At 71.9% G+C, this 24,358-nt stretch carries 21 protein-coding genes; 20 read left to right on the forward strand and 1 reads right to left on the reverse strand.

Annotated elements, in window-relative coordinates; translation table 11 throughout:
* Nucleotides 1-132: 132 nt before the first annotated feature.
* The 19 genes from ACIPWA_RS04485 to ACIPWA_RS04575 all read left to right on the forward strand — a co-directional run bounded on the left by ACIPWA_RS04485 (nucleotide 133) and on the right by ACIPWA_RS04575 (nucleotide 22,433).
* Entirely contained in the window at nucleotides 133-1,776 is a 1,644-nt protein-coding gene (locus tag ACIPWA_RS04485) for a UDP-N-acetylmuramoyl-L-alanyl-D-glutamate--2,6-diaminopimelate ligase (RefSeq protein WP_400288340.1), read from the forward strand.
* Nucleotides 1,773-3,176 (forward strand): UDP-N-acetylmuramoyl-tripeptide--D-alanyl-D-alanine ligase, encoded by a 1,404-nt coding sequence (locus ACIPWA_RS04490; RefSeq protein WP_400288342.1) that lies wholly within the window; start codon nucleotides 1,773-1,775, stop codon nucleotides 3,174-3,176. Before ACIPWA_RS04485 ends, ACIPWA_RS04490 begins: the two co-directional genes overlap by 4 nt.
* Nucleotides 3,173-4,273, forward strand: coding sequence for a phospho-N-acetylmuramoyl-pentapeptide-transferase (mraY, locus tag ACIPWA_RS04495; protein ID WP_056648845.1), 1,101 nt, complete (start codon nucleotides 3,173-3,175; stop codon nucleotides 4,271-4,273). Before ACIPWA_RS04490 ends, mraY begins: the two co-directional genes overlap by 4 nt.
* Nucleotides 4,258-5,757, forward strand: a complete 1,500-nt coding sequence (gene murD / locus ACIPWA_RS04500; RefSeq protein WP_400288344.1) for a UDP-N-acetylmuramoyl-L-alanine--D-glutamate ligase — start codon at nucleotides 4,258-4,260, stop codon at nucleotides 5,755-5,757. The genes mraY and murD overlap by 16 nt, the downstream gene beginning before the upstream one ends.
* Before the next feature lie 4 nt (nucleotides 5,758-5,761).
* Nucleotides 5,762-7,270 (forward strand): peptidoglycan glycosyltransferase FtsW, encoded by a 1,509-nt coding sequence (locus ACIPWA_RS04505; protein WP_400288346.1) that lies wholly within the window; start codon nucleotides 5,762-5,764, stop codon nucleotides 7,268-7,270.
* A 106-nt stretch (nucleotides 7,271-7,376) separates the two neighbouring features.
* Nucleotides 7,377-8,498: an undecaprenyldiphospho-muramoylpentapeptide beta-N-acetylglucosaminyltransferase gene (murG, locus tag ACIPWA_RS04510; RefSeq protein ID WP_400288348.1), complete on the forward strand. Its 1,122-nt coding sequence runs from the start codon at nucleotides 7,377-7,379 to the stop codon at nucleotides 8,496-8,498.
* Nucleotides 8,495-10,003, forward strand: coding sequence for a UDP-N-acetylmuramate--L-alanine ligase (gene murC, locus ACIPWA_RS04515; protein ID WP_400288350.1), 1,509 nt, complete (start codon nucleotides 8,495-8,497; stop codon nucleotides 10,001-10,003). The genes murG and murC overlap by 4 nt, the downstream gene beginning before the upstream one ends.
* Nucleotides 10,004-10,398: 395 nt before the next feature.
* Nucleotides 10,399-11,094: a cell division protein FtsQ/DivIB gene (locus tag ACIPWA_RS04520; protein ID WP_400288352.1), complete on the forward strand. Its 696-nt coding sequence runs from the start codon at nucleotides 10,399-10,401 to the stop codon at nucleotides 11,092-11,094.
* A 243-nt stretch (nucleotides 11,095-11,337) separates the two neighbouring features.
* Nucleotides 11,338-12,663: a cell division protein FtsZ gene (ftsZ, locus tag ACIPWA_RS04525; RefSeq protein ID WP_400288354.1), complete on the forward strand. Its 1,326-nt coding sequence runs from the start codon at nucleotides 11,338-11,340 to the stop codon at nucleotides 12,661-12,663.
* A 4-nt stretch (nucleotides 12,664-12,667) separates the two neighbouring features.
* Nucleotides 12,668-13,453 (forward strand): purine nucleoside phosphorylase YfiH/LACC1 family protein, encoded by a 786-nt coding sequence (locus tag ACIPWA_RS04530; protein WP_400288355.1) that lies wholly within the window; start codon nucleotides 12,668-12,670, stop codon nucleotides 13,451-13,453.
* A gap of 143 nt (nucleotides 13,454-13,596) precedes the next feature.
* Nucleotides 13,597-14,082, forward strand: coding sequence for a cell division protein SepF (locus ACIPWA_RS04535; RefSeq protein WP_056648854.1), 486 nt, complete (start codon nucleotides 13,597-13,599; stop codon nucleotides 14,080-14,082).
* A gap of 26 nt (nucleotides 14,083-14,108) precedes the next feature.
* Nucleotides 14,109-14,399 carry a YggT family protein gene (locus ACIPWA_RS04540; RefSeq protein ID WP_400288357.1) on the forward strand — a complete coding sequence of 97 codons (291 nt, stop codon included), beginning with the start codon at nucleotides 14,109-14,111 and terminating at the stop codon, nucleotides 14,397-14,399.
* A gap of 166 nt (nucleotides 14,400-14,565) precedes the next feature.
* Entirely contained in the window at nucleotides 14,566-15,222 is a 657-nt protein-coding gene (locus tag ACIPWA_RS04545) for a DivIVA domain-containing protein (protein ID WP_400288359.1), read from the forward strand.
* 162 nt (nucleotides 15,223-15,384) lie between these two features.
* The gene (locus ACIPWA_RS04550) at nucleotides 15,385-15,846 is read left to right on the forward strand and encodes a TraR/DksA family transcriptional regulator (RefSeq protein WP_056648860.1); all 462 of its coding nucleotides are present in this window, start codon (nucleotides 15,385-15,387) and stop codon (nucleotides 15,844-15,846) included.
* A 103-nt stretch (nucleotides 15,847-15,949) separates the two neighbouring features.
* Complete coding sequence (locus ACIPWA_RS04555) at nucleotides 15,950-16,651, forward strand: signal peptidase II (protein ID WP_400288360.1); 702 nt, start codon at nucleotides 15,950-15,952, stop codon at nucleotides 16,649-16,651.
* Entirely contained in the window at nucleotides 16,651-17,589 is a 939-nt protein-coding gene (locus ACIPWA_RS04560; RefSeq protein ID WP_056648864.1) for an RluA family pseudouridine synthase, read from the forward strand. The genes ACIPWA_RS04555 and ACIPWA_RS04560 overlap by 1 nt, the downstream gene beginning before the upstream one ends.
* A gap of 55 nt (nucleotides 17,590-17,644) precedes the next feature.
* A complete protein-coding gene (locus tag ACIPWA_RS04565; protein ID WP_068625443.1) occupies nucleotides 17,645-18,124 on the forward strand; it encodes a GNAT family N-acetyltransferase in 480 nt (159 codons plus the stop codon).
* A 187-nt stretch (nucleotides 18,125-18,311) separates the two neighbouring features.
* Nucleotides 18,312-21,869: a DNA polymerase III subunit alpha gene (gene dnaE, locus ACIPWA_RS04570; protein ID WP_068625444.1), complete on the forward strand. Its 3,558-nt coding sequence runs from the start codon at nucleotides 18,312-18,314 to the stop codon at nucleotides 21,867-21,869.
* Between the two features lie 156 nt (nucleotides 21,870-22,025).
* Nucleotides 22,026-22,433 (forward strand): pyridoxamine 5'-phosphate oxidase family protein, encoded by a 408-nt coding sequence (locus ACIPWA_RS04575; RefSeq protein ID WP_056761982.1) that lies wholly within the window; start codon nucleotides 22,026-22,028, stop codon nucleotides 22,431-22,433.
* 142 nt (nucleotides 22,434-22,575) lie between these two features.
* On the opposite strand, the gene ACIPWA_RS04580 is transcribed toward ACIPWA_RS04575, so the two are convergent.
* Nucleotides 22,576-22,803, reverse strand: coding sequence for an RNA-binding S4 domain-containing protein (locus ACIPWA_RS04580; RefSeq protein WP_056648870.1), 228 nt, complete (start codon nucleotides 22,801-22,803; stop codon nucleotides 22,576-22,578).
* 93 nt (nucleotides 22,804-22,896) lie between these two features.
* Here ACIPWA_RS04580 and hisD point away from each other — a divergent pair, with 93 nt between their 5' ends.
* Entirely contained in the window at nucleotides 22,897-24,222 is a 1,326-nt protein-coding gene (gene hisD, locus ACIPWA_RS04585; protein WP_068707856.1) for a histidinol dehydrogenase, read from the forward strand.
* Nucleotides 24,223-24,358: the final 136 nt, after the last annotated feature.

The following is a 24,358-nucleotide window of genomic DNA, read 5'->3' on the forward strand; positions in this document are numbered from 1 at the left end:
GTCCCGGCCCTCGTGCGGTGCAGCGGGAGTTCGGCGTACCCTGCCGCGGCCACGCGTGAAGGTCCCGTGAAGTACCGGGTCCGGGCCTACCAGCCGACCGGTCGGGACCGTGATGCACGGTAAGTTCTACTCGTGACATCCCCGATCGACCGTCTTCGCCCCACCACGTCCGCACACCACTCCGCTCAGGATCTCGCGACCACCTTCGAGCTCACGGTCGGCACCGGACGAACGGCCCCCGACGCCGATCCCGGCGCGCTCGCGGGCGTCGAGATCTGGTCGGTCGCCTCGGACAACCGCGTGGCTGCCGACGGTGACCTCTTCGTCGCGCTGCCCGGTGCGAGCACGCACGGCGCGAGCTTCGCGAGCGGTGCGATCGACCGCGGTGCCCGGGCCGTCCTGACGGACCCGCACGGCGCCCTCCTCCTCGACGAGGCGGGCGAGCACCGGGTACCGGTCCTCGTGACCGACGACCCCCGCAACCTCCTGGGGCGGGTCGCCGCCTGGGTCTACGGGGCTCCGGCCGAGCACCTGACGACGTTCGCCGTGACGGGCACCAACGGCAAGACCACGACGACGTACCTGATCGACCACGTCCTGCGTGCGCTGGGCTGGAAGGGCGGGCTGATCGGCACGGTCGAGATGCGCTCGGGCGACCGCGTGCTCCCGAGCCGGCTCACCACACCCGAGGCCGCCGACCTGCAGGCGCTCCTGGCCACCATGCGCGAGGACGGCGTGAGCACGCTCGCGATGGAGGTCTCCTCGCACGCCCTGGCGATGCACCGGGTCGACGGCTTCGTGTTCGACGTGGCGGGCTTCACGAACCTGAGCCAGGACCACCTCGACTTCCACGGCGATCTCCAGGAGTACTTCGACGCCAAGGCGGCGCTGTTCACCCCCGAGCACGCGCGTCGTGGTGTGGTCGTCGTGGACGACGCCTGGGGCCGGCGCATGACCGAGGCCGCGACGATCCCCGTCGCGACGCTCTCGGTCGCGGACGGTGGCGCGGGCACGGACTGGACGGTCGTCGACGTGGTCGCCGAGGGGTCGGCCGGCAGCGCGTTCACGCTGCGGCACCGCGACGGGCGGGAGATCCGCACGACGACGGCGCTTCCCGGGGGCTTCAACGTCGCCAACGCGGCGCTCGCGCTCGCCATGGTCCTCGAGGCAGGAGCCGACCTCCGCGACGTGCGCGCCGCGCTCGAGTCCGCGGGCGGCGTCAGCGCGGCCGTCCCGGGCCGCATGGAGGTCGTGGGCACGTCCCCGCGCGTCGTGGTCGACTTCGCGCACAACACCGACGCGCTCTCGCTCGCGCTGGCCGCGCTGCGTCCCACCACGACGGGCCGCCTGCACGTGGTGTTCGGTGCCACGGGCGACCGGGACAAGGGCAAGCGCCCGCGCATGGGCGCCGTAGCGGTCGAGGGCGCCGACGTCGTCGTGGTCACCGACGACGACCCGCACGGCGAGGACCCGGCCGCGATCCGCGGCGAGGTGCTCGCCGGGGCGCTCGCCGCCCTGGACGCGGCCCACGGCGCGACGGGCACCGCGGGCACGGCCGGGACGCCCGCGCGGACCGTGACCGAGGTCGCGCCCCGGGCCGCCGCGATCCGTGACACGATCCGGGAGGCCGGTCCGCAGGACACGGTGCTGATCGCCGGCAGGGGCCACGAGGTCTGGCAGGAGATCGCCGGGGTGGACCATGCCCTGGACGACAGGGTGGAGGCGCGGGCCGCACTGGCCGAGCGCGACGAGACGACGAAGGAGCACGGAGCATGATCGAGCTGACTGCGGCGGAGGTCGCCGCAGCGACCGGAGGACGGCTCGCCGCCGACCCGGACGTGAGGGTGACCGGCTCGGTCGTCATCGACTCCCGGCTCGCCGGACCCGGCGCGCTCTTCGTGGCGCTGCCCGGCGAGCACGTCGACGGGCACGACTACGTCCCCGTCGCCGTCGGCAACGGCGCGTCGCTCGTCCTGGCGGCCCGTGACGTCGACGCGCCCGCGGTCGTGGTGGAGGACGTGCAGACCGCGCTCGGGGCGCTCGCACGCGAGGTCCTGCGCCGGCTGCGCGCGGCCGGGGACCTCAAGGTCGTCGGCATCACGGGCTCGGTCGGCAAGACCACCACGAAGGACCTCCTGGGGCAGCTCCTGACGCCCCACGGGCAGACCGTGGTGCCGCGCGGCTCGTTCAACAACGAGATCGGCCTGCCGCTCACCGTGCTCGAGGCCGACGCCTCGACCCGCTTCCTCGTCCTCGAGATGGGGGCCAGCGGCATCGGTCACCTGACCTACCTGACGCAGATCGCGCCGCCGGACGTCTCGGTCGTCCTCGCGGTGGGCAGCGCCCACCTGGGCGAGTTCGGGGGGATCGAGGCCGTGGCCACGGCCAAGGCCGAGATCGTCGCGGGCCTCGTCCCGGGCGGTACCGCGGTCCTCAACGCCGACGACCTGCGGGTCGTCGCGATGGCCGAGGCCGCGCCCGGCCCGGTCGTGACGTTCGGGACCATCCCCACGGCGGACGTGCGCGCCGAGAACATCGGCATGGACCGTTCGGGCTGCGCGTCGTTCGACCTGCGCGTGCGCGGCGCCGAGCCGGTCACCCACCCGGTCCAGGTCCGCCTCGTGGGCGAGCACCACATCTCCAACGCGCTCGCGGCGGCCGCCGCGGCGATCCAGGTGGGGCTCGACGCGGCGACGGTCGCGGCCGGCCTGGCCGGGGCCACCGCGATCAGCCCGCACCGCATGGCCGTCACGCAGCGTCCCGACGGCATCACGGTGATCGACGACTCCTACAACGCGAACCCCGACTCGATGCGTGCTGCCCTCAAGGCGCTCGCGGTCATGGCCGGGCGCGAGCGGCGGTCGGTCGCGGTCCTGGGCGAGATGCTGGAACTCGGGCCCGACTCGCGCGCCGCTCACGACGAGATCGGCCGTCTCGTGGTCCGATTGAACATCAAGCTGCTCGTCGTGGTCGGTGACGGTGCCGGCGGCATCCACGACGGCGCCACCCAAGAGGGGTCCTGGGGCGATGAGACTCGGTTCGTACCTGACGTCGAGGCGGCCTCCGCGCTGCTGCGCGACGAGCTCCTGCCCGGCGACGTGGTCCTGGTGAAGTCCTCGAACGGCTCGGGCCTGTGGCGCCTGGGCGACGAGCTCGCGGGCGAGGTGCGCGCATGATCGCGATCCTCGTCTCCGCGTGCGTCTCGCTGCTCGTGGCGCTCCTGGGCACCCCGCTGTTCATCAAGTTCCTGATCCGTCGCAACTACGGCCAGTTCGTCCGCCAGGACGGCCCGACGGCGCACTTCACCAAGCGCGGGACGCCCACCATGGGCGGGGTCGTCATCATCGGGGCGACCCTGATCGGCTGGGCGATGTCCTACGTCGTGTCCTCGATCGTGTCGGAGACGCCACGGACCCCGAGCATCTCGGCGATCCTGGTGCTCTTCCTCATGACCGGTCTGGGGCTCGTCGGGTTCTTCGACGACTTCACCAAGATCCGCAAGCAGCGCAGCCTGGGGCTCTCGCCGCGCGCCAAGATCATCGGTCAGGGCATCGTGGGCATCACGTTCGCGGTGCTGGCGCTGCAGTTCCCCAACGAGAACTTCCGCACACCGGCGTCGACGCACATCTCGTTCCTGCGGGACACCAACCTGGACCTGGCCTTCGCGGGAGCGACGATCGGCCTGATCCTCTTCGTGCTCTGGGCCAACTTCCTCATCACGGCGTGGTCGAACGCGGTCAACCTGACGGACGGGCTCGACGGCCTGGCCACGGGTGTCTCGATCATCGTGTTCGGCTCGTACATCCTCGTGAGCATCTGGCAGCTCAACCAGAGCTGCCAGGTCATCGAGGCGGCCGGGCCGCGCTGCTACGAGGTCCGCGACCCGCAGGACCTCGCGATCGTCGCGGCCGCGATCATGGGCGCGTGCGTCGGGTTCCTGTGGTGGAACGCGAGCCCCGCGAGGATCTTCATGGGTGACACGGGGTCCCTCGCCCTCGGTGGCGCCCTGGCCGGTCTGACGATCCTGTCCCGCACCGAGATCCTCGCGGTCATCATCGGCGGGCTGTTCGTCCTCATCGTGCTCTCCGACGTGATCCAGATCGGCTACTTCAAGATGACGGGCAAACGCGTCTTCAAGATGGCCCCACTCCACCACCACTTCGAGCTCTCGGGGTGGGGCGAGGTCACGATCGTCATCAGGTTCTGGCTGATCGCCGGGCTGTTCGCGGGGCTGGGCCTCGGGATCTTCTACGCCGAATGGGTGGTCAGCTAGTGCCGGAGGACTCCGTCCCCTCTGCTGCACCGCTCGACCTGGCCGTCCCGTGGGCGCAGGCCCGGGTCCTGGTCGCGGGCCTCGGGGTCTCCGGCCGCGCGGCCGTCCAGGCGCTGCGCGACGCGGCGAAGGTGGCCTCGGTCGTCACGGTGGACCGTTCGGCCCCGGACGCCGACGCGCAGGACGAGTCAGGTGTGGACCTGAGCCAGGTCGACCTGGTCGTGGCCTCCCCGGGGTGGGCGCCGTCGTCGGCCCTGCTGGTCGCCGCGCGCGCCGCCGGCGTGCCCGTGTGGAGCGAGGTCGAGCTGGCCTGGGCGCTGCGCGTGCCGCGCGCGGACGGCTCGTTCGCCCCCTGGCTCGCGGTCACCGGGACGAACGGCAAGACGACCACGGTCGAGATGCTGGCCTCGATCCTGTCCGCGGCCGGTCTGCGGACCGCGGCCGTGGGCAACGTCGGCACGCCCGTGGTCGTCGCAGCGCTCGACCCTGGGCTCGACGTCCTGGCGGTCGAGCTCTCGAGCTTCCAGCTGCACTTCACGCACTCCATGTCGGTCCAGGCCGGGGCCGTCCTCAACATCGCCGCGGACCACCTCGACTGGCACGGCTCGCTCGAGGCGTACGCCGCGGACAAGGGGCGCGTCTACGAGCGCGCTCAGGTCGCGTGCGTCTACAACGTCGCCGACCCGCGCACGGAGCACCTCGTGCGCGAGGCCGACGTCCTGGAGGGGGCGCGTGCGATCGGGTTCACGGTCGGCGCACCTGCTCGTGCCCAGCTCGGGGTCATCGAGGACGTCCTCGTGGACCGCGCGTTCCACGCCGCGCCCGACGACCCCGCGCGCCACCGCAGCGCCCAGGAGCTCGCGACGTTCGCGGACCTGGCCCACCTCGCCGGCCCCGGGGGCACCGTTCCCGTCCACGTGGTCGCCGACGCCCTCGCGGCGGCCGCCCTCGCGCGCGCCCACGGCGTGAGCGCGCAGGCGGTCCGCGAGGGCCTGCGTGCGTTCCGTCCGGGGGCGCACCGCATCCAGCGCGTCGCGACGGCCGACGGCGTGACGTACGTCGACGACTCGAAGGCGACCAACCCGCACGCGGCCTCGGCCTCGCTCGGCGCCTACGAGCCGGGGTCCGTGGTCTGGATCGCGGGCGGCCTCGCGAAGGGGGCGACCTACGACGAGCTCGTGCGTGCGCGCCTGTCCCGGCTGCGTGCCGTGGTCCTGATCGGTGCCGACCCGGCGCCGATCGAGGGTGCACTGGCCCGACACGCACCCGACGTCCCCGTGGTCCGCGTCGATCCCGGTGACACTGGGACGGTGATGCAGCGCGCAGTCGAACGAGCCCGGGACCTGGCGGTCCCCGGGGACACCGTCCTGCTCGCCCCCGCCAGCGCGTCGATGGACCAGTTCACGTCGTACGCCGCACGCGGCGAGGCGTTCGCGCAGGCCGCACGGTCGTTGGTGGGCGCCGAGACCACGCTGGGAGGGTAGTCCGGTGGCCCAGACGACGAGCGGGCGCGGGCCTGCGCAGCGCTCGGCGGCGGGCTCCTCCCGGGCGAGCACCGCGGGCACGCCACGCGCCACGAGCCCGACCCCTCGGACGACGACCGGCTCGACGCCCTCCGGGTCGCGTCCCGCGACCGGTGCGCGGTCGACCACGACCGCGGCGACCGGCCTCCCCACGAAGGGCGGGACCACCCGGCAGACCCGCACGCCGCGTCCTCGGCCGCGTCCGGCCAGGGCTGCGTCGAGCGAGCGCGCGTGGCTCGGCCAGTGGGACAGCGCCGTGACGAGCTACTACCTGCTCGTCGGTGCGACCACCCTGCTCGCGATCATCGGCCTCGTCATGGTGCTCTCGAGCTCGGCGATCACGGAGATCGCGGCGGGAAAGTCGCCCTACGGCGCGTTCCTGACCCAGGCGCAGTACGCGCTCATCGGTCTGCCCGTGCTGCTCGTCGCGAGCAGGCTCCCCACGCGCGTGTACCGGCACGGCGCGTGGCCGCTGATCATCTTCTCCCTGTGCCTCCAGCTCATGATCTTCAGCCCGCTCGGCCACGAGGTCAACGGCAACCTGAACTGGATCAACTTCGGGTCGTTCTTCGTGCAGCCCTCCGAGCCCGCCAAGCTCGCCCTCGCGATCTGGCTCGGCGTCGTGCTCGGGCGCAAGCAGCACCTGCTGGGCTCGTGGAAGCACGCGATCGTGCCTGCGGTCCCCGGTGCGCTCCTGGTCATGGGGCTCGTGCTCGCGGGGCACGACCTGGGCACCATGCTCGTCATCCTCATCCTCGTCGCGGGCGCGTTCTTCGTCGCGGGAGTCGACTGGCGGCTCCTCGCCCTGGCGGGGGCCGGCGCGGCCGTCGTGGTCGTGGTCGGGTTCGTCGCGATGCAGCAGAACGCGAACCGCATGAACCGGCTCCTCGCGACGTACACGAACGTGTGCGACACCTCGGACGCGAACGCGGGCTCGAGCGTCTGCTACCAGACGGTCCACGGCCTGTGGGCGCTGGGCACGGGCGGGTTCGGCGGGGTCGGGCTCGGCGCGAGCCGCGAGAAGTGGAGCTACCTGCCCGAGGCCCACAACGACTTCATCTTCTCGGTCATCGGCGAGGAGCTCGGACTGCTCGGAACGCTCCTGGTCCTCGCGCTGTTCGCGGTGCTCGGGCTGGCCATGAGCCGGGTGATCCGCCGTCACCCCGACCCGTTCGTCAAGATCACGACCGCGGGCATCGCGTGCTGGATCGTTGGTCAGGCGTTCATCAACATCGGCGTGGTCATCGGGGTGATCCCGGTCATCGGGGTGCCGCTCCCGCTCGTCTCCTCGGGCGGGTCGGCGCTGATCACGACCATGGCGGCCCTCGGCGTCGTGATCTCGTTCGCGCGCAACGAGCCAGGCGCCAAGGAGGCGTTCGCCGCCCGAGGGAGCGTCGTGCGCAAGTCGCTCGCCGTCGTCGGGCAGGCAGGGCGTCGCGCCCTGCCGGGGCGTCGGCGCGCCCAGGCCCGATGACCCGGCCCTGCCGTGAGCCCGCGGGCGCGCGGCGGCCCCAGAACTTCTCGGCCCCCGGGTCCTCCGGGGACGACAGCAACAGCAAGGACAGGTGACGAGGTACGTGGTGAGTTCTTCTCTCGGTTCGGTGGTGCTCGCAGGCGGCGGGACGGCGGGTCACGTGAACCCGCTGCTCGCGGTGGCGGACGAGCTGCGCGAGCGCAACCCCGGGGCGGTCGTCACGGTGCTCGGGACGGAGAGCGGCCTCGAGGCCGACCTGGTCCCGGCGCGCGGGTACCCCTTGCGCTTCGTGCCCAAGGTGCCGCTGCCGCGGCGCCCGAGCGGTGAGTGGGTCGCCCTGCCGGGCAAGCTCAAGTCGGCCGTGGAGGCCGCCGGGGCCGTGATCGACGAGACCCGGGCAGAGGTCGTCGTGGGCTTCGGGGGATACGTCTCGACGCCCGCCTACCTCGCGGCGCACCGCCGCGGGGTGCCGATCGTGATCCACGAGCAGAACGCCCGACCGGGCCTGGCCAACCGTGCCGGCGCGCGGTGGGCCGAGTACGTGGCCGTCACGTTCGACGGCACGCCGCTCAAGGGCGGCATCGTCACGGGCCTGCCGCTGCGCTGGGAGATCGCGGACCTGATCCGAGACCGCTCGGTCGACGCGGCGACGGTCCGGACCAACGCCGCGGCCGCGCTCGGGCTCGACCCGGCGCGCCCGACCGTGGTCGTCACCGGTGGTTCGCTGGGCGCGCAGAGCGTCAACGAGGCGTTCGCCGGCGCGGCGCGCGCCGTCCTCGCGACGGGTGCGCAGGTCCTGCACCTGACGGGCAAGGGCAAGGCCGACGCGGTGCGCGAGGTCGTGGGCGGCCTGCCCGGCTACGACGTGCGCGAGTACCTGTCGGCGATGCACCTGGCGTACGCGGTCGCCGACCTGGTCGTGTGCCGCTCGGGCGCGGGGACGGTCAGCGAGCTCGCGGCCCTGGGCATCCCCGCGGTGTACGTGCCGCTGCCGATCGGCAACGGTGAGCAGCGCCTGAACGCCGCGCCACTCGTGCGCGCGGGTGGCGGGATCCTGGTCGACGACGACGCGTTCACCTCGGCCTGGGTGACCACGAACCTCCCCGGCCTCGTGGGCGACGCCGAGCGTCTGCGGACCATGGCGGCGCTCGCCTCGCGCGCGGGCATGCAGGACGCGACGGCACGCGTCGCGGACCTCGTCGAGAAGGCTGCGGGGGTGTCCCGATGACGGGCGCCGGGTCGTCGGAGCCGACGGCCCCGTCGGTGCCTCCGGTGCTCGCGGAGCTCGGGACGGTCCACCTGATCGGTATCGGTGGCGCGGGCATGTCGGTCGTGGCCCGTCTGCTCACGGCCCGCGGGGTACGCGTGCAGGGGTCGGACGCCAAGGGCAGCGCGGTGGTCGAGGCCCTGCGTGCGGACGGGGTCCCGGTGCACGTCGGGCACGCGGCCGCGAACGTCGAGGGCGCGGACACGCTCGTCCTGTCGAGCGCGGTCCGTCCCGACAACCCGGAGCTGGTCGCGGCGCGTGCCGCGGGACTGCGCGTGCTGCACCGCTCGGAGGCGCTCGCCGCGCTCATGGCGCAGGGGCGCTCGGTCGCGGTCGCCGGCGCGCACGGCAAGACCACGACGTCGGCCATGATCGCGACGACCCTGCGGTCCGCGGGGCTCGACCCGTCGTTCGCGATCGGCGGCTCGGTCATCACGAGCGACGGTGCGGTCCCGGGCGGTCGGCTGGGCGCGGGCGACGTGCTGGTCGCCGAGGCCGACGAGTCCGACGGCTCGTTCCTCAACTACGCGCCGACCATCGCGGTCGTGCTGAACGTCGAGCCCGACCACCTGGACCACTACGGGTCCCGCGAGGCGTTCGAGCAGGCCTTCGTGGACTTCGCGGCCCGCATCGTGCCCGGCGGCCACCTGGTCGCGTGCGCCGACGACCCGGGCGCGCTCGCGCTCGCGCAGGCGCACCGGTCGGCGGGTGGCAGGGTCGTCACGTACGGGACGTCGCCGGGCAGCGACGTGCTGCTCACGGACGTCCGGCCCGACGGCGCCGCGGGGGTCGCCGCTCGGCTCACCGTCGCCGGGGCTGCGTCGGGCGTGGCCCCGGCCGGTACGACCACCGGGCCGTTCGAGCTGCGCCTGCAGGTCCCGGGTGCGCACAACGCCCTGAACGCCGCGGCGGCCGTCGCGGCGGCCCTCCTCCTGGGCGTCACCGCGGAGCAGGCCGTCACGGGGGTCGGCGAGTTCCTGGGTACCGGCCGACGGTTCGAGGCGCAGGGCGAGGCCCGCGGGGTGCGGGTCGTGGACGACTACGCCCACCACCCGACCGAGGTCGCCGCGCTCCTGACGGCTGCTCGACCGGTGGCTGCCGGGGGACGTGTCCTGGTCCTGTTCCAGCCGCACCTGTTCTCCCGGACGCGGCTGTTCGCGCAGGAGTTCGCCGACGCTCTCGCGCTCGCGGACGACGTCGTGGTGACGGGCGTCTATGCGGCGCGCGAGGACCTCGACCCGGAGACGGGCTCGTGGACGATCGTGGACCGGATGCCCGCCGGCGCCGCGCGCGGCATCGAGGACCGCGTCGAGGCCGCGCGTGCCGTCGCGTCGGCCGCGCGGCCCGGTGACCTGGTCCTCACGGTCGGGGCGGGCGACGTGACCGAGCTCGGGGCCGTGATCCTCGATGCTCTCCTGGCGCCCGCCGGGGAAGGCGACGGGACGGCCCCGGAGGCCGAGGGCTGATGAGACCGCCGTCCCGGCCGCGTCCTGCGACTCCCCGACCGGCGGCCCGGGGGGCGCGGGACCCGCAGGCGCGCCCCGGTGCGGAGCGGGTCGAGGCTCCCGTCGAGGAGTCCGCCACGGACGAGGCGGCGCGTGACCGCGGTGCCCGCCATGACCCCCGACGGGGAACCCGCCCGTCCCGCGCCGGGCAGGACGAGACCCTCACGCAGCCCCTCGAGCTCCGGGGGCAGGAGCTCGTCCCGGTCAGGTCGTCGCGCCCTGCGCCCCGGACCTCGGGTGCCCGTCCTGCGACGGGCCAGGTGCCGGTGAGTCCGTCGGCCACCAGGTCGACGGCGCGACCGACAGACCGGGTCGTCTCGACGGGCATGGCCGACCGGCTCGCGGAGAAGGCGGCCATGCGTCGCCACCGCGTGCGGCGCACGATCCTGATCTGGGTCGCCTCGGTGCTCGCGGTCGCGGCCGTCCTCTGGGTCGCCCTGTTCTCCCCGGTCCTCGGCACGGACCCCGCGAAGGTCGAGATCACGGGGGAGGGGACCGTGATCGACGTCGCCCAGGTGCAGCAGATCGTGTCAGGGGTCGCGGGCGTGCCCCTGCCCCGTGTCGACACGATCGGGTTGCGCGAGCAGATCCTGTCCCTCAACGGTGTGCGCGACGCCACGATCCTGCGCGAGTGGCCCGACGGGTTGAGCGTGACCCTCGAGTCGAGGGAGCCCGTCGCGGCGGTGCCGCACGAGGGGGCCTACGTCCTGCTCGACCGCGACGGCGTCCAGGTGCTGACGGTCGAGGAGGTGCCCGAGGGGATCCCCGAGATCGGGGTGAGCCTCGACGAGAAGGGGGCCAGGTCGTTGCGTGCCGCGCGCATCGTGCTCAACGCGCTCCCGCCCGAGCTGCGGGCCGAGGTCGCCGAGGTCACGGCGGAGACGCAGGACGCGGTCGAGATGACGCTGCGTGACGGGGCGGTCGTGGAGTGGGGCAACGGCGAGGACGCAGCCCTCAAGGTCAAGGTGCTGCAGACGTTGAGGTCGCTGCCGGAGAACCAGGGCGCGACGCTCTACGACGTGTCCGCGCCCACGATGCCGATCACCCGATGACCGTGGCGACCGGCGCCGGGGCCCGGTCGCCGGGCCACGGGCTCGACGGACGTGAGTCGAAGAACTCATGCAGTACGGCAGGGGTGAGACATGGCCCACCCAGCAGGTTTTCGCCGACACGCGCGGGCGGGTCGTTGATAGGACCAGGACGGGCACCTACCGTCGACACAGCACAACCTGACATAACTATAACCCTCTAGTTGAGGGTGAAGGTTGAGGGCTACAGGATCGAGAGGCATTGACGTGGCAACTCCGCAGAACTACCTAGCAGTGATCAAGGTGGTCGGCATCGGCGGTGGTGGCGTGAACGCCGTCAACCGGATGATCGAGGTCGGTCTCAAGGGCGTCGAGTTCATCGCCATCAACACCGACGCGCAGGCGCTGCTGATGTCCGACGCGGACGTCAAGCTCGACGTCGGGCGCGAGCTCACGCGTGGGCTGGGTGCCGGTGCCGATCCCGAGGTCGGCAAGAAGGCCGCCGAGGACCACGCCGAGGAGATCGAGGACGTCCTGCGCGGCGCCGACATGGTCTTCGTCACGGCGGGCGAGGGCGGCGGGACGGGCACGGGTGGCGCGCCGGTCGTCGCGCGCATCGCGCGGTCGCTGGGAGCCCTGACCGTGGGTGTCGTCACGCGGCCCTTCACGTTCGAGGGCCGGCGCCGCTCGGTCCAGGCGGACCAGGGGATCGAGGCCCTGCGCAACGAGGTCGACACCCTCATCGTCATCCCGAACGACCGGCTCCTGTCGATGTCGGACCGCAGCGTCTCGGCGCTCGACGCGTTCCACTCGGCGGACCAGGTCCTGCTCTCGGGCGTCCAGGGCATCACCGACCTCATCACGACCCCGGGTCTGATCAACCTCGACTTCGCCGACGTCAAGTCGGTCATGCAGGGAGCGGGCAGCGCCCTCATGGGGATCGGCTCGGCACGGGGCGAGGACCGCGCGGTCCAGGCCGCGGAGCTCGCGATCTCCTCGCCGCTGCTCGAGGCCAGCATCGACGGCGCCCACGGCGTCCTGCTGTCGATCCAGGGCGGCTCGGACCTCGGCCTCTTCGAGATCAACGAGGCCGCGCGACTGGTCCACGAGGCTGCGCACACCGAGGCGAACATCATCTTCGGTGCCGTGATCGACGACGCCCTCGGCGACGAGGTCCGCGTGACCGTCATCGCCGCAGGGTTCGACGGCGGCACGCCCCAGGTCCGCAAGGACTCGCGTGCTCCTGGGCAGCTCGCCGGGGCGCCCGCGGCGCAGCCTGCGCAGCCCGTCCAGGCGCAGCGCCCCGTCGCGGTGCCGACCACCACGGGCAGCCACACGCTGCCCCGCCCGGTCGTCCCCATCGCTTCGGAGCCCGACGACGTGCCGGTCACCTTCGGAGGTGGAGCGGCCCAGGTCTCGGCAGGCTACCCGGCGGCGATCCCGACGTTCAGCGTCGTCCCCGCCGAGGACAACCAGAACGCGGAGCAGCCCGCGGCGGAGCGGTCGGCGCAGGTCGAGGTACCTCGTCTCTACGACGAGGAGCCCGTCCGTCGCAAGGTCGAGGAGCTCGACGTCCCCGACTTCCTCAAGTAGCACCGTGCTCGATCCTGCACTGCCCGCACCCCCGGTTCTCGAGGTCGACCTCGGTCCGGGGGTGCGTGCTGCGTTCACGACCCGTGCCGGGGGGACCTCGCCCGCGCCGTGGGACGGCCTCAACCTCGGGCTGGGGGTCCAGGACGACGCCGAGCGGGTCCTGGTCCACCGCGAGGCGGTCGGCCGGTGGCTCGGGGCACCGCTCGTCTTCGGGACGCAGGTGCACGGGACCAGGGTGCGCGTGCTCTCGGGCGAGGACCGGGCTGCGCGGAGCAAGCGGGGCGCGGGGGCCGAGACCTGCGGTGAGTACGACGCGCTCGTCACGGCCGCGCCCGGTCTGGGGCTCGGGGTGCTCGTGGCCGACTGCGTCCCGGTGCTCCTCGCGGACGCCGGGGCCGGAGTGGTCGGGGTCGCGCACGCCGGCCGTCAAGGGCTGGCCGGAGGGGTCGTCGGGACCGTGCTCGAGGCGCTCGTCGCCCAGGGCGCGCGGCCCGAGACGCTGCGCGCCGTCGTCGGCCCCTCTGCGTGCGGGCGCTGCTACGAGGTGCCCGCGGACCTGCGCGACGAGGTCGCGTCCCGACGTCCGGCCACCGCGTCCACGACCAGCTGGGGCACGCCCGCGCTCGACCTGCCTGCCGGGGTCGTCGCCGACCTGCGCGTGGCCGGGGTCACGGAGGTCTTCTCGACCGGGATCTGCACGCTCGAGGACCACCGGTTCTACTCGCACCGACTCGCGACCCGCGACGGAGTCACGACGGGCCGGTTCGCCGGGGTCGTGGCCCTCGGATGACCCTGCGCGCGGTGCGGACGTGCGGTTTCTCACCCTCGAGCCTGTTGACCTTTCCCGGGCGTGTCGCATCCTGCCCGTCTCCGGGGCTGGGCTAGCGTGCAAAGCACGGAACCAGCAGTCGACATGAGGACGGAGAGAGGGCGATGGCCGGAGCGCTTCGCAAGACCATGCTTTACCTGGGCCTCGCTGATGATCGAGGCGAGGACGAGCAGGAAGAGTTCATCGACGAGTACGACGACTTGGGGGCCGACGTGCCGCACGACTACCAGGCTCAGGTGACCCCACTGCACCGCACGGTCGCCCCACGAGAGGTACCCCAGACGAGCATGTCAGCCGCAGAGCTGCGCCGGATCACGACCGTGCACCCGCGCTCCTACAACGACGCCCGCGTCATCGGGGAAGCCTTCCGCGGTGGCACGCCGGTCATCATGAACCTCTCCGACATGGACGACGCCGACGCCAAGCGCCTGGTCGACTTCTCCGCCGGGCTCATCTTCGGTCTGCACGGTGCCATCGAGCGGGTGACCAACAAGGTCTTCCTGCTCTCGCCCGAGCACGTCGAGATCACCGGCGAGGAGCAGACCCCGGAGCCTCCCGTGACCCGGGCCGGCTTCTACAACCAGAGCTGACCGCAGGATCTGGCACAGTTGACCCCGTGACATTCGTCTTCGATCTGCTGGCATTCGTCCTCGGTCTCTATCTCATCGTGCTGATCGGCCGCGTGGTCTTCGACTGGGTGCAGGTCTTCGCCCGGGACTGGCGTCCGCGCGGCGTCATGCTCGTCCTGGCCGAGGCCATCTACACGCTGACGGACCCGCCGCTGCGTGCCCTGCGCAAGGTCATCCCGCCGCTGACCCTGGGTCAGGTGCGCTTGGACCTCGCCTTCATCGTGCTGTTCCTCGCGGTGTCGTTCCTGGCACAGTTCCTGAGGTTCCTCGGTTCCTGAGGGCTCCTCCAAACACGTAGAAAACTGACAACACGGCGATCTTGACGCCGGTACCCGTTGCACGGGCGCCGGGCGAGGCCGCCTCCTCTGACAATCTCCGCTACTTTGGACTGTGGCGATCTCGAGATCGCTCGGACTGACGGCGCAAACGCATTGAGGTGAGACGATGGCACTGCTGACAGCAGAGGACATCCTGAACAAGAAGTTCTCCGCGACGAAGTTCCGCGAAGGATACGACGTCGAAGAGGTCGATGACTTCCTGGACGAGGTGGTGAGGACGCTCAACTCCGTGCAGGAGGAGAACGACGACCTCAAGACCAAGCTGGCTGCAGCAGAGCGACGCGTCGCAGAGCTCAGCCGTGCGGACGCCTCGGGTCCGGCACAGCCGGTCGTGGCGGATGCCCCCGTGGTACCCGAGCCCGCTCCGGTCGCGCCGATCTCGGCCGCGGTCACCGGCAAGCTGAACGGCGAGCCCGAGTCCGCGACCGGCATGCTCCAGCTCGCTCAGAAGCTGCACGACGACTACGTGCGCTCGGGCCAGCAGGAGGGCGACCGCCTCATCGCGGAAGCCAAGGAAGAGGGCACCCGGATCGTGCAGGAGGCGGAGGAGACCTCGCACCGCACGCTCTCCCAGCTCGAGCAGGAGCGTTCGCTCCTCGAGCGCAAGATCGACGAGCTGCGGCTCTTCGAGCGCGACTACCGCACGCGTCTCAAGAGCTACCTCCAGAACCTCATGGGGGACCTCGACAACCGAGGCAGTGCACTCCCGCCGCGCAGCGGCTCCGGCGCAGGTCGCTCGAGCGACCTGAGCGCGGGCATCTAGTCCGCCTGCCACCTGGCAGACGATCACACCAGGCGTGCGGACCTCGAGGTCACGCCGCTGGTCGGTCCGTCACGACGCACCACCCGGGTCCTCCGGCGTGGTGCGTTGTGCGTACCGGCAGGCGGCGTCTACTCTCACCGCAACTCGAACCGGAGGGGCGACATGACCAAGCTCAGTACCGCGACGCGCGCGGCAGTACGTCAGCAGTTCCCGCACCTAGCTCGCGACGTCAAGTCCTTCCCCGTGCGTGACGGCGAGGAGCCGTGGACGCTCAAGGAGGCCGAGGAGCAGGCAGCGACCCTGCTCGAGGAGCGCGACCGTCTCGAGCGCGAGCTCGCCGAGGCGGACCAGGAGCTCTCGGAGCTCCTGCGGAACTCGGGGGACGGTGCCGGCGACGACCAGGCCGACTCCGGGTCCAGCGCGCTCGAGCGCGAGCAGGAGCTCACGCTCGTGAACAACACGCGCGACCTGCTCGAGCAGACCAAGCACGCTCTGGACCGGCTCGCAGCCGGGACCTACGCGACGTGCGAGGCGACCGGGCTCCCGATCGGCAAGGCGCGCCTGCAGGCCTACCCGCGGGCGAACCTCTCGGTCGAGGCCAAGCAACGCGAGGAGCGCCGCTGACGGTCCCACCTGCAGCACACGACGGCCGCCGTCCCGAGGGGACGGCGGCCGTCGTCGTCACCGGATCGTGGGGAGCCGGCCGGACATGGCAGACTTGCCGCCGATGCCATCGACTCCCTCTCCCCAGCAGCCCGTGCCCGCCGACCCGTCCGAGGGCGGCGCCGACGGCACCTCAGCAGCCCCCTCCGCGGCGGTCCCGGAACGCGCGACCGTCTCCTCGAAGCGTCTCGTCCTGTGGGTCGCGGTGCTCGCGGTCCTCGTGATCCTGGTCGACCAGGCCACCAAGATCTGGGCCGTCGCGAAGCTCGAGGGTGAGCCGACCATCGAGCTCCTCGGGAGGTGGCTCCACCTCACGTTCATCCGCAACGAAGGGGCGGCGCTCGGGATCGGCTCGGGGTACACCTGGATCCTGACGATCGTCGTCACGGTCGTTGTCGTGTTCATCCTGCGGAGCATGCGCAAGATCGGCTCGCGGGGCTGGGCGGTCGCGCTCGGGTTGCTGCTGGGTGGCGCGCTGGGCAACCTCATCGACCGGATCTTCCGTGCGCCCGGCGTCGCGCAGGGGCACGTGGTCGACTTCATCGGGTACGGCGACCTGTTCATCGGGAACGTCGCCGACATCGCGGTCGTGGGGGCCGCGGTGATGATCGCGATCCTGTCGATCCAGGGCATCGGCATCGACGGGCAGCGCCACTCGGGCGAGGGCGAGGCGGCGCCCGCTGCGGCGGACCCGACCGAGGCCGCGCCCGAGAAGAGCGACGCGGCCGACGGCCCGGACGCTCCCAGCACGAGGACGGTGTCCTGATGGCGCAGGTCCGTGCCCTCCCGGTGCCCGACGGGCTGGCGGGCGAGCGCGTCGACGCTGCCCTGGCTCGCCTGCTGGGCCTCTCGCGCACGCGCGCGGCCGAGATCGCGGCCGACGGCGGCGTCCGTGTCGACGGACGGGAGGTCGGCAAGTCCGACCGCCTGGTCGCCGGGGCCTGGCTCGAGGTCGAGATCCCCGACGAGCCCGACACGTCGGTCGTGCAGATCGTCGCCGAGCCCGTCCCGGGCATGAAGATCGTGTACGACGACGACGACGTCGTGGTCATCGACAAGCCCGTGGGCGTCGCGGCCCACCCGTCGCCGGGCTGGACGGGACCGACGGTCGTCGGCGCCCTGATCGCCGCGGGCTACCGGATCTCGACGTCGGGGGCGGCCGAGCGCCAGGGGATCGTGCACCGGCTCGACGTCGGCACCTCGGGGCTCATGGTCGTCGCCAAGAGCGAGCTCGCGTACTCGGTCCTCAAGCGTGCCTTCAAGGAGCGCACGGTCGAGAAGGTCTACCACGCGCTGGTCCAGGGACACCCCGAGCCCACCACGGGCACCATCGACGCGCCCATCGGGCGCCACCCCTCTGCCGACTACAAGTTCGCGGTCGTGGCGGAGGGCAAGCCCTCGGTGACCCACTACGAGGTCCTCGAGATGCTCCCGGCGGCCTCGCTCGTCGAGGTGCACCTCGAGACCGGCCGGACCCACCAGATCCGCGTGCACTTCTCGGCGCTGCGCCACCCCTGCGTGGGCGACGTGACGTACGGGGCGGACCCGGTGCTGGCCAAGAAGGTCGGGCTCTCGCGGCAGTGGCTGCACGCGGTCCAGCTCGGGTTCGAGCACCCGTCGACGGGGCAGTGGACGCAGGTCACGAGCGAGTACCCGCAGGACCTGGCGCACGCGCTCGAGGTCGTCCGCGGGGCGTACTCCTGATCATCGCGACGGCCCGGTCCGCCCGGGGCCACCAGGACATCGAGGGGAGCACACCGTGCTGACGACCGAGCGGGTCACGACGCCCGCGCAGCTCGAGGAGGCGCACGCGCTGCGCCTCGAGGTCTTCGTGGGCGAGCAGGAGGTACCGCTCGCCGAGGAGATCGACGACGCCGACTTCGCCCCCACGACCACGCACGTCCTCGTCCGCGCGGGCCGGGCCCCCGGGGAGGGGGCCGTCGTCGGGACGGGACGCCTGCTCACGGACCCCGCGCACCCCGGCGAGGTGCACATCGGGCGCGTGGCCGTCGCGCGCCGCGCCCGGGGGACCGGCGCGGGAGCCGCTGTGATGCGTGCGCTCGAGGAGGTCGCGCTCGCCGAGCACGCCTCGGACGGGGCCGTGCGGATCGAGCTCAGTGCCCAGACGCAGGCCACGGGGTTCTACGAGCGCCTCGGCTACGAGGTGTACGGGCCCGTGTACCTCGACGCGGGGATCGACCACCGGGACGCCGCGAAGACGCTCCGCTCGCACGGCTGAGGCCGGCGCCGGACCAGGACCGGGCGCCAGCCACTCGACGTGCCCGCCCCTCGCCGGCCGGTCCGCGCCCTGGAGCGCCGACCGCGCGAGGCCCGCGGCGCCGTCGGGCCCTCCTGAGAGAAGGCACACGCGGCCACCGGCACGCGACACGCCGAGAGGCGTGGGTGGCTCGATCTAGACTCGTCGCATGCCGTCTGCCGCCACCCCTGGAAGCACCCAGAAGTCCGACGACTTCGTCCACCTCCACGTCCACACCGAGTACTCGATGCTGGACGGCGCCGCGCGACTCGGAGACCTCTTCGAGGAGACCGCGCGACTGGGGCAGAAGGCCATCGCGACCACGGACCACGGGTACATCTTCGGGGCGTTCGACTTCTGGTCCAAGGCGACCCAGGCGGGCATCAAGCCCATCATCGGCGTCGAGGCGTACGTCACGCCCGGCACCAGCCGGTTCGACCAGACGCGCGTCCGGTTCGGCGAGAAGGGCCAGGAGTCCGACGACGTCTCGGCCCGCGGCGCGTACACGCACCTGACGATGTGGGCCCGCAACAACGAAGGGCTGCACAACCTCTTCCGGGCCAGCTCGCTCGCGTCGCTCGACGGCCAGATGGGCAAGTGGCCCCGCATGGACCGTGACCTGCTCGAGCGTTACGGCAAGGGCATGATCGCGTCCTCGGGCTGCCCGTCGGGCGAGATCCAGACCAAGCTGCGGCTCGGCCAGTGGGACGCGGCCGTGCAGGCCGCCGGCGAGCTCCAGGACGTGTTCGGCAAGGAGAACTTCTACATCGAGCTCATGGACCACGGGCTCGACATCGAACGCCGGGTCATCAAGGACCTGCTGCGGCTCTCGGAGACCATCGGGGCCCCGCTGGTCGCGACCAACGACCTGCACTACGTGAAGAAGGAGGACAGCCACTCCCAGGAGGCGCTGCTGTGCATCAACTCCGGCTCCACGCTCGCCGACCCCGACCGCTTCAAGTTCGACGGCGACGGCTACTACGTGAAGTCCGCAGCCGAGATGCGGCACATCTGGAAAGAGCTGCCCGAGGCCTGCGACAACACCCTGCTCATCGCCGAGCAGTGCGAGGTCAGCTTCGACACCTCGGCCAACTACATGCCCAACTACCCCTGCCCCCCGGGCGAGGACGAGACCTCCTGGTTCATCAAGGAGGTCGAGAAGGGCCTGCACTACCGCTACCCGGACGGCATCTCGGACGCCGTGCGCAAGCAGGCCGAGTACGAGACCCAGGTCATCGTCCAGATGGGCTTCCCGGGGTACTTCCTCGTCGTCGCCGACTTCATCAACTGGGCCAAGGACAACGGCATCCGCGTGGGGCCCGGCCGTGGCTCGGGAGCGGGGTCCATGGCGGCCTACGCGATGCGCATCACGGACCTCGACCCGCTGCAGCACGGCCTGATCTTCGAGCGCTTCCTCAACCCGGACCGCGTGTCCATGCCCGACTTCGACGTCGACTTCGACGAGCGCCGGCGCGGCGAGGTCATCCGCTACGTCACCGAGAAGTACGGCGAGGACCGCGTCGCGCAGATCGTCACGTACGGCACCATCAAGGCCAAGCAAGCGCTCAAGGACTCCTCGCGCCTCCTCGGGTTCCCCTTCGCCATGGGGGAGAAGCTCACCAAGGCGATGCCGCCCGCGATCATGGGCAAGGACATCTCGCTCACGGGGATCTTCAACCCGGACGACAAGCGCTACAACGAGGCCGACGAGTTCCGCCAGATCCACTCCGCGGACCCCGACGCGCAGCGCGTCGTCGAGCTCGCCAAGGGCATCGAGGGGCTGAAGCGCCAGTGGGGCGTGCACGCGGCCGGCGTCATCATGTCGAGCGAGCCGCTCATCGACATCATCCCGATCATGCGCCGCCTCCAGGACGGCGCGGTCATCACGCAGTTCGACTACCCCACGTGCGAGGGCCTCGGCCTGATCAAGATGGACTTCCTGGGGCTGCGCAACCTCACGATCCTCGACGACGCGCTCGAGAACATCGTGATGAACGGCAAGGACCCGGTCGAGCTCGAGGCGCTCACGCTCGACGACCCCAAGACGTACGACCTCCTGGGGCGAGGCGACACCCTGGGCGTGTTCCAGCTCGACGGCGGCGGCATGCGGACGCTGCTCAAGCTCATGCGTCCCGACAACTTCGAGGACATCTCGGCCGTGGGCGCGCTCTACCGCCCCGGCCCCATGGGAGCCAACTCCCACACCAACTACGCGCTGCGCAAGAACGGGATGCAGGAGGTCACTCCCATCCACCCCGAGCTCGAGGAAGCCCTCGAGGACATCCTGGGGACCACGTACGGCCTGATCGTGTACCAGGAGCAGGTCATGGCCATCGCGCAGAAGGTCGCCGGGTACTCGCTCGGCCAGGCCGACATCCTGCGCCGCGCCATGGGCAAGAAGAAGAAGTCCGAGCTGGACAAGCAGTTCGAGGGCTTCTCGAACGGCATGAAGGAGCGCGGCTACTCGATGGCCGCGGTCAAGACGCTGTGGGACATCCTGCTGCCGTTCTCGGACTACGCGTTCAACAAGGCGCACTCCGCGGCGTACGGCGTCGTCTCGTACTGGACCGCGTACCTCAAGGCCAACTACCCGACCGAGTACATGGCTGCGCTGCTCACGAGCGTGCGCGACGACAAGGACAAGTCGGCCCTGTACCTCAACGAGTGCCGTCGCATGGGGATCACGGTCCTCCCGCCGGACGTCAACTCGTCGTCGGCCAACTTCACGGCCGTCGGCAAGGACATCCGCTTCGGCCTGACGGCGGTGCGCAACGTGGGCGCCAACGTCGTCGACGCGGTCGTCGCGACGCGCGAGGACAAGGGGAGGTTCGGCTCCTTCACCGACTTCCTCGACAAGGTGCCCGCGGTGGTCTGCAACAAGCGGACCATCGAGTCGCTCATCAAGGCGGGGGCGTTCGACTCGCTCGACCACGCACGACGTGCGCTGCTCGTGGTGCACGAGCAGGCCGTGGACTCGGTCATCAGCGTCAAGCGCGAGGAGGCCAAGGGGCAGTTCGACCTCTTCGCGGACCTGGGTGCGGAGGACCCCGCCATGTCGTTCAGCGTGGACGTTCCTGACATCCCGGACTGGGACAAGAAGCAGCGCCTCGCGTTCGAGCGCGAGATGCTGGGCCTGTACGTCTCGGACCACCCGTTGTCCGGGCTCGAGCACGTCCTGACGCGCGCGGCCGACACCTCGATCGCAGCGCTCATGGCCGACGAGGCGCGCCCCGACGGGTCGACCGTCGTGATCGCCGGGCTGATCACCTCGCTCCAGCGCAAGATGAGCAAGAACGGCAACCCGTGGGCCGCGGTCACGATCGAGGACCTCGAGGGCGGGGTCGAGGTCATGTTCTTCGGCGAGACGTACCTCGCGTACTCGACGATCCTCGCGGAGGACCAGGTCGTGGTGCTCCGCGGCCGCGTGCGTCGCCGGGACGAGACCATGCAGCTCCAGGCCATGGAGGTCTCGCTCCCGGACATCTCGACGGTCGCCGAGACCCCGGTGCTCGTGAGCCTGCCCGAGTCCCGCTGCACCCAGCCCGTGGTCGAGCGGCTGCGCGAGATCCTCTCGACGCACCCCGGCGTGACCGAGGTCCACCTCAAGCTCACGAGCCCCGGACGCACCAAGGTCATGCGCCTCGAGGACACCCTGCGGGTCGAGAAGAGCCCCGCGCTGTACGGAGACCTCAAGGCCCTGCTCGGCCCGAGCTGCCTCACGGTGTGACCGGCGGCTGACAGGGGACGGCCTGGCCCGCGGGCTGGGCCGTCCCGCGTGCCGTCCGGCCGGTCGTCCGCCCGGGGCCACGTCGCGTGCCCGGTGTGTCCGAGGAGTCGTCCCGGCAGGCGGGGCCCTCCGCCGAGCCGACGTAGACTCGCCGTCGTGATCCACCTGACCCCTGAGCAGCGCGTGTTCGTGACCGAGCGCCACCTGGCGACCCTGACCACCCTCCGCGAGGACGGCAGCCCGCACGTCGTCCCCGTGGGCTTCACGTGGGATCCCGAGGCGGGGGTCGTGCGCATCACCACGAACGACACGTCGGTCAAGGCGCTCAACGCCGAGCGGCTCACGCCCGACGGCGCGCACCCGCGCGCAGCGGTCTGCCAGGTCGAGGGTGGCCGGTGGATCACGCTCGAGGGCACCGTCTCGGTCTCGCGCGACCCGGACGAGGTCGCCGAGGCCGTGCGCCGGTACACCAAGCGCTACAAGGAGCCGCGGGTCAACCCGCGTCGTGTGGTCCTGCGGATCGTCGCCGACAAGGTCATGAGCTCGAGCTACATGGCGTTCTGAGACGCCTGGGGTGCGGGACACGTCCTGAGCGGGTGCCCGGCGGGGGGTCGGCTCGTGCGCCGACCGGGATCACCCCGGCCAGGGCGCGGCCGGGGCCCCACGCGCGCCCGGCCCGGTCCGCCGGACGGGACGCGCGGGTCCGTCAGCCGACGATCGCGCCGATCTCGCCGGTCGGGACGTCGACCGTCACGACGTCTCCCTTGCGGAGCTGGCGGCCACGGCGGGTGTCGACCTCTCCGTTGACCTTGACCTCTCCCTCGGAGATAAGGTCGCGGGCGTGGGCGCCGGACTCGACGAGGCTCGCGAGCTTGAGGAACTGGCCGAGTCGGATGACGTCGTCGGTGATCTCCACCGTGGGTGTCGTGGTCATGCACCCATTCTCTCGCGTCCGGGACCCGTCGGAGAACTGACCACCTGCTGATTGGCCTGGAGGTGGGCTCGCGGCCCGGCCTACGATGGGTCGGTGATCAATCGCATCGACCTGCGCGGTCGTTCCCTGTCTCCCCGTGAGCTCACGGAGATCCTGCCTCGTCCGGAGATCGGCGTCGAGGACGCCGCGGAGAAGGTCGCCCCGATCCTGCACGAGGTCCGCCTGCACGGCGCCTCGGCGCTGCGTGACCTCTCCGAGCGGTTCGACGGCGTGCGTCCGGTCCACCTGCGGGTCCCGGCAGAGCGCATGGCCCAGGCGCTCGAGACGCTCGACCCGCTCGTGCGCGACGGCCTCGAGGAGGCGATCCGTCGTGTCCGCACGGTGCACGCCGCCCAGCGCCCCCAGCCGTTCGCGGTCGACCTGGCCCCGGGCGCGCAGGTCCGTCAGCGCTGGATCCCGGTGCGTCGCGTGGGCCTCTACGTGCCCGGCGGGATCGCGGTCTACCCGTCGTCGGTCATCATGAGCGTCGTCGCGGCGCAGGAGGCCGGCGTGCGCGAGCTCGCGGTCGCCTCCCCGCCGCAGCGCGACAACGACGGCCTGCCGCACCCCACGATCCTCGCGGCGTGCGCGCTGCTGGGGGTCCAGGAGGTCTACGCGGTCGGCGGGGCGCAGGCGATCGGCATGTTCGCCTACGGTGCCGCGGGCAGCGAGCCGCAGGACGGCGACTACCTGTGCGAGCCGGTCGACGTCATCACGGGCCCGGGGAACATCTACGTCGCGGCCGCCAAGAGGCTCGTGCGCGGTGTCGTCGGGATCGACTCCGAGGCAGGCCCCACCGAGATCGCGATCCTCGCGGACGGCGGCGCGGACCCGACGCACGTCGCGCTCGACCTCATCAGCCAGGGCGAGCACACCCCCGACGCCGCGGCGGTCCTCGTGACGCCCTCGGTCGAGCTCGCGGCCGCCGTGGACGCCCGGCTCGTGGACCTCGTCCCCGAGACCAAGCACGCGGCGCGCGTGGCCCAGGCGCTGTCCGGGCCGCAGTCGGCGATCATCGTGGTCGACGACCTGGAGCAGGGCCTGGACGTCGTGGACTCCTACGGTGCCGAGCACCTCGAGATCCAGACGGCCGACGCCGCGGCCGTGGCCGAGCGCGTGCAGAGCGCGGGCGCGATCTTCGTCGGTCCCTACTCGCCGGTGCCTCTGGGCGACTACATGGCGGGCTCGAACCACGTCCTGCCGACCGGCGGGTGCGCGCACTACTCGAGCGGCCTCGGGGTGCACAGCTTCCTGCGCGCGGTCCAGGTCGTGGAGTACTCGGCCGACGCGCTCCAGGAGCTGGCCGACCGCATCGTGGCCGTGGCCAACGACGAGGACCTGCCCGCGCACGGTGAGGCCATCAAGGCACGCTTCCAGTAGACGCAGCACCTCGACGACGAGAGCGGGGCGCGGACCGGGGAACATGTCTCCGGGGCGCGCCCCCCCCGCGGCGGGCGGCGGGCGGCCGCCGCCCCCCCCCCCGCCCGGGGCGACCCCCGCCGCGGCCGCCGGGCGC

It is taken from the genome of Oerskovia enterophila (assembly GCF_044748475.1).
Classification (GTDB): domain Bacteria; phylum Actinomycetota; class Actinomycetes; order Actinomycetales; family Cellulomonadaceae; genus Oerskovia; species Oerskovia enterophila.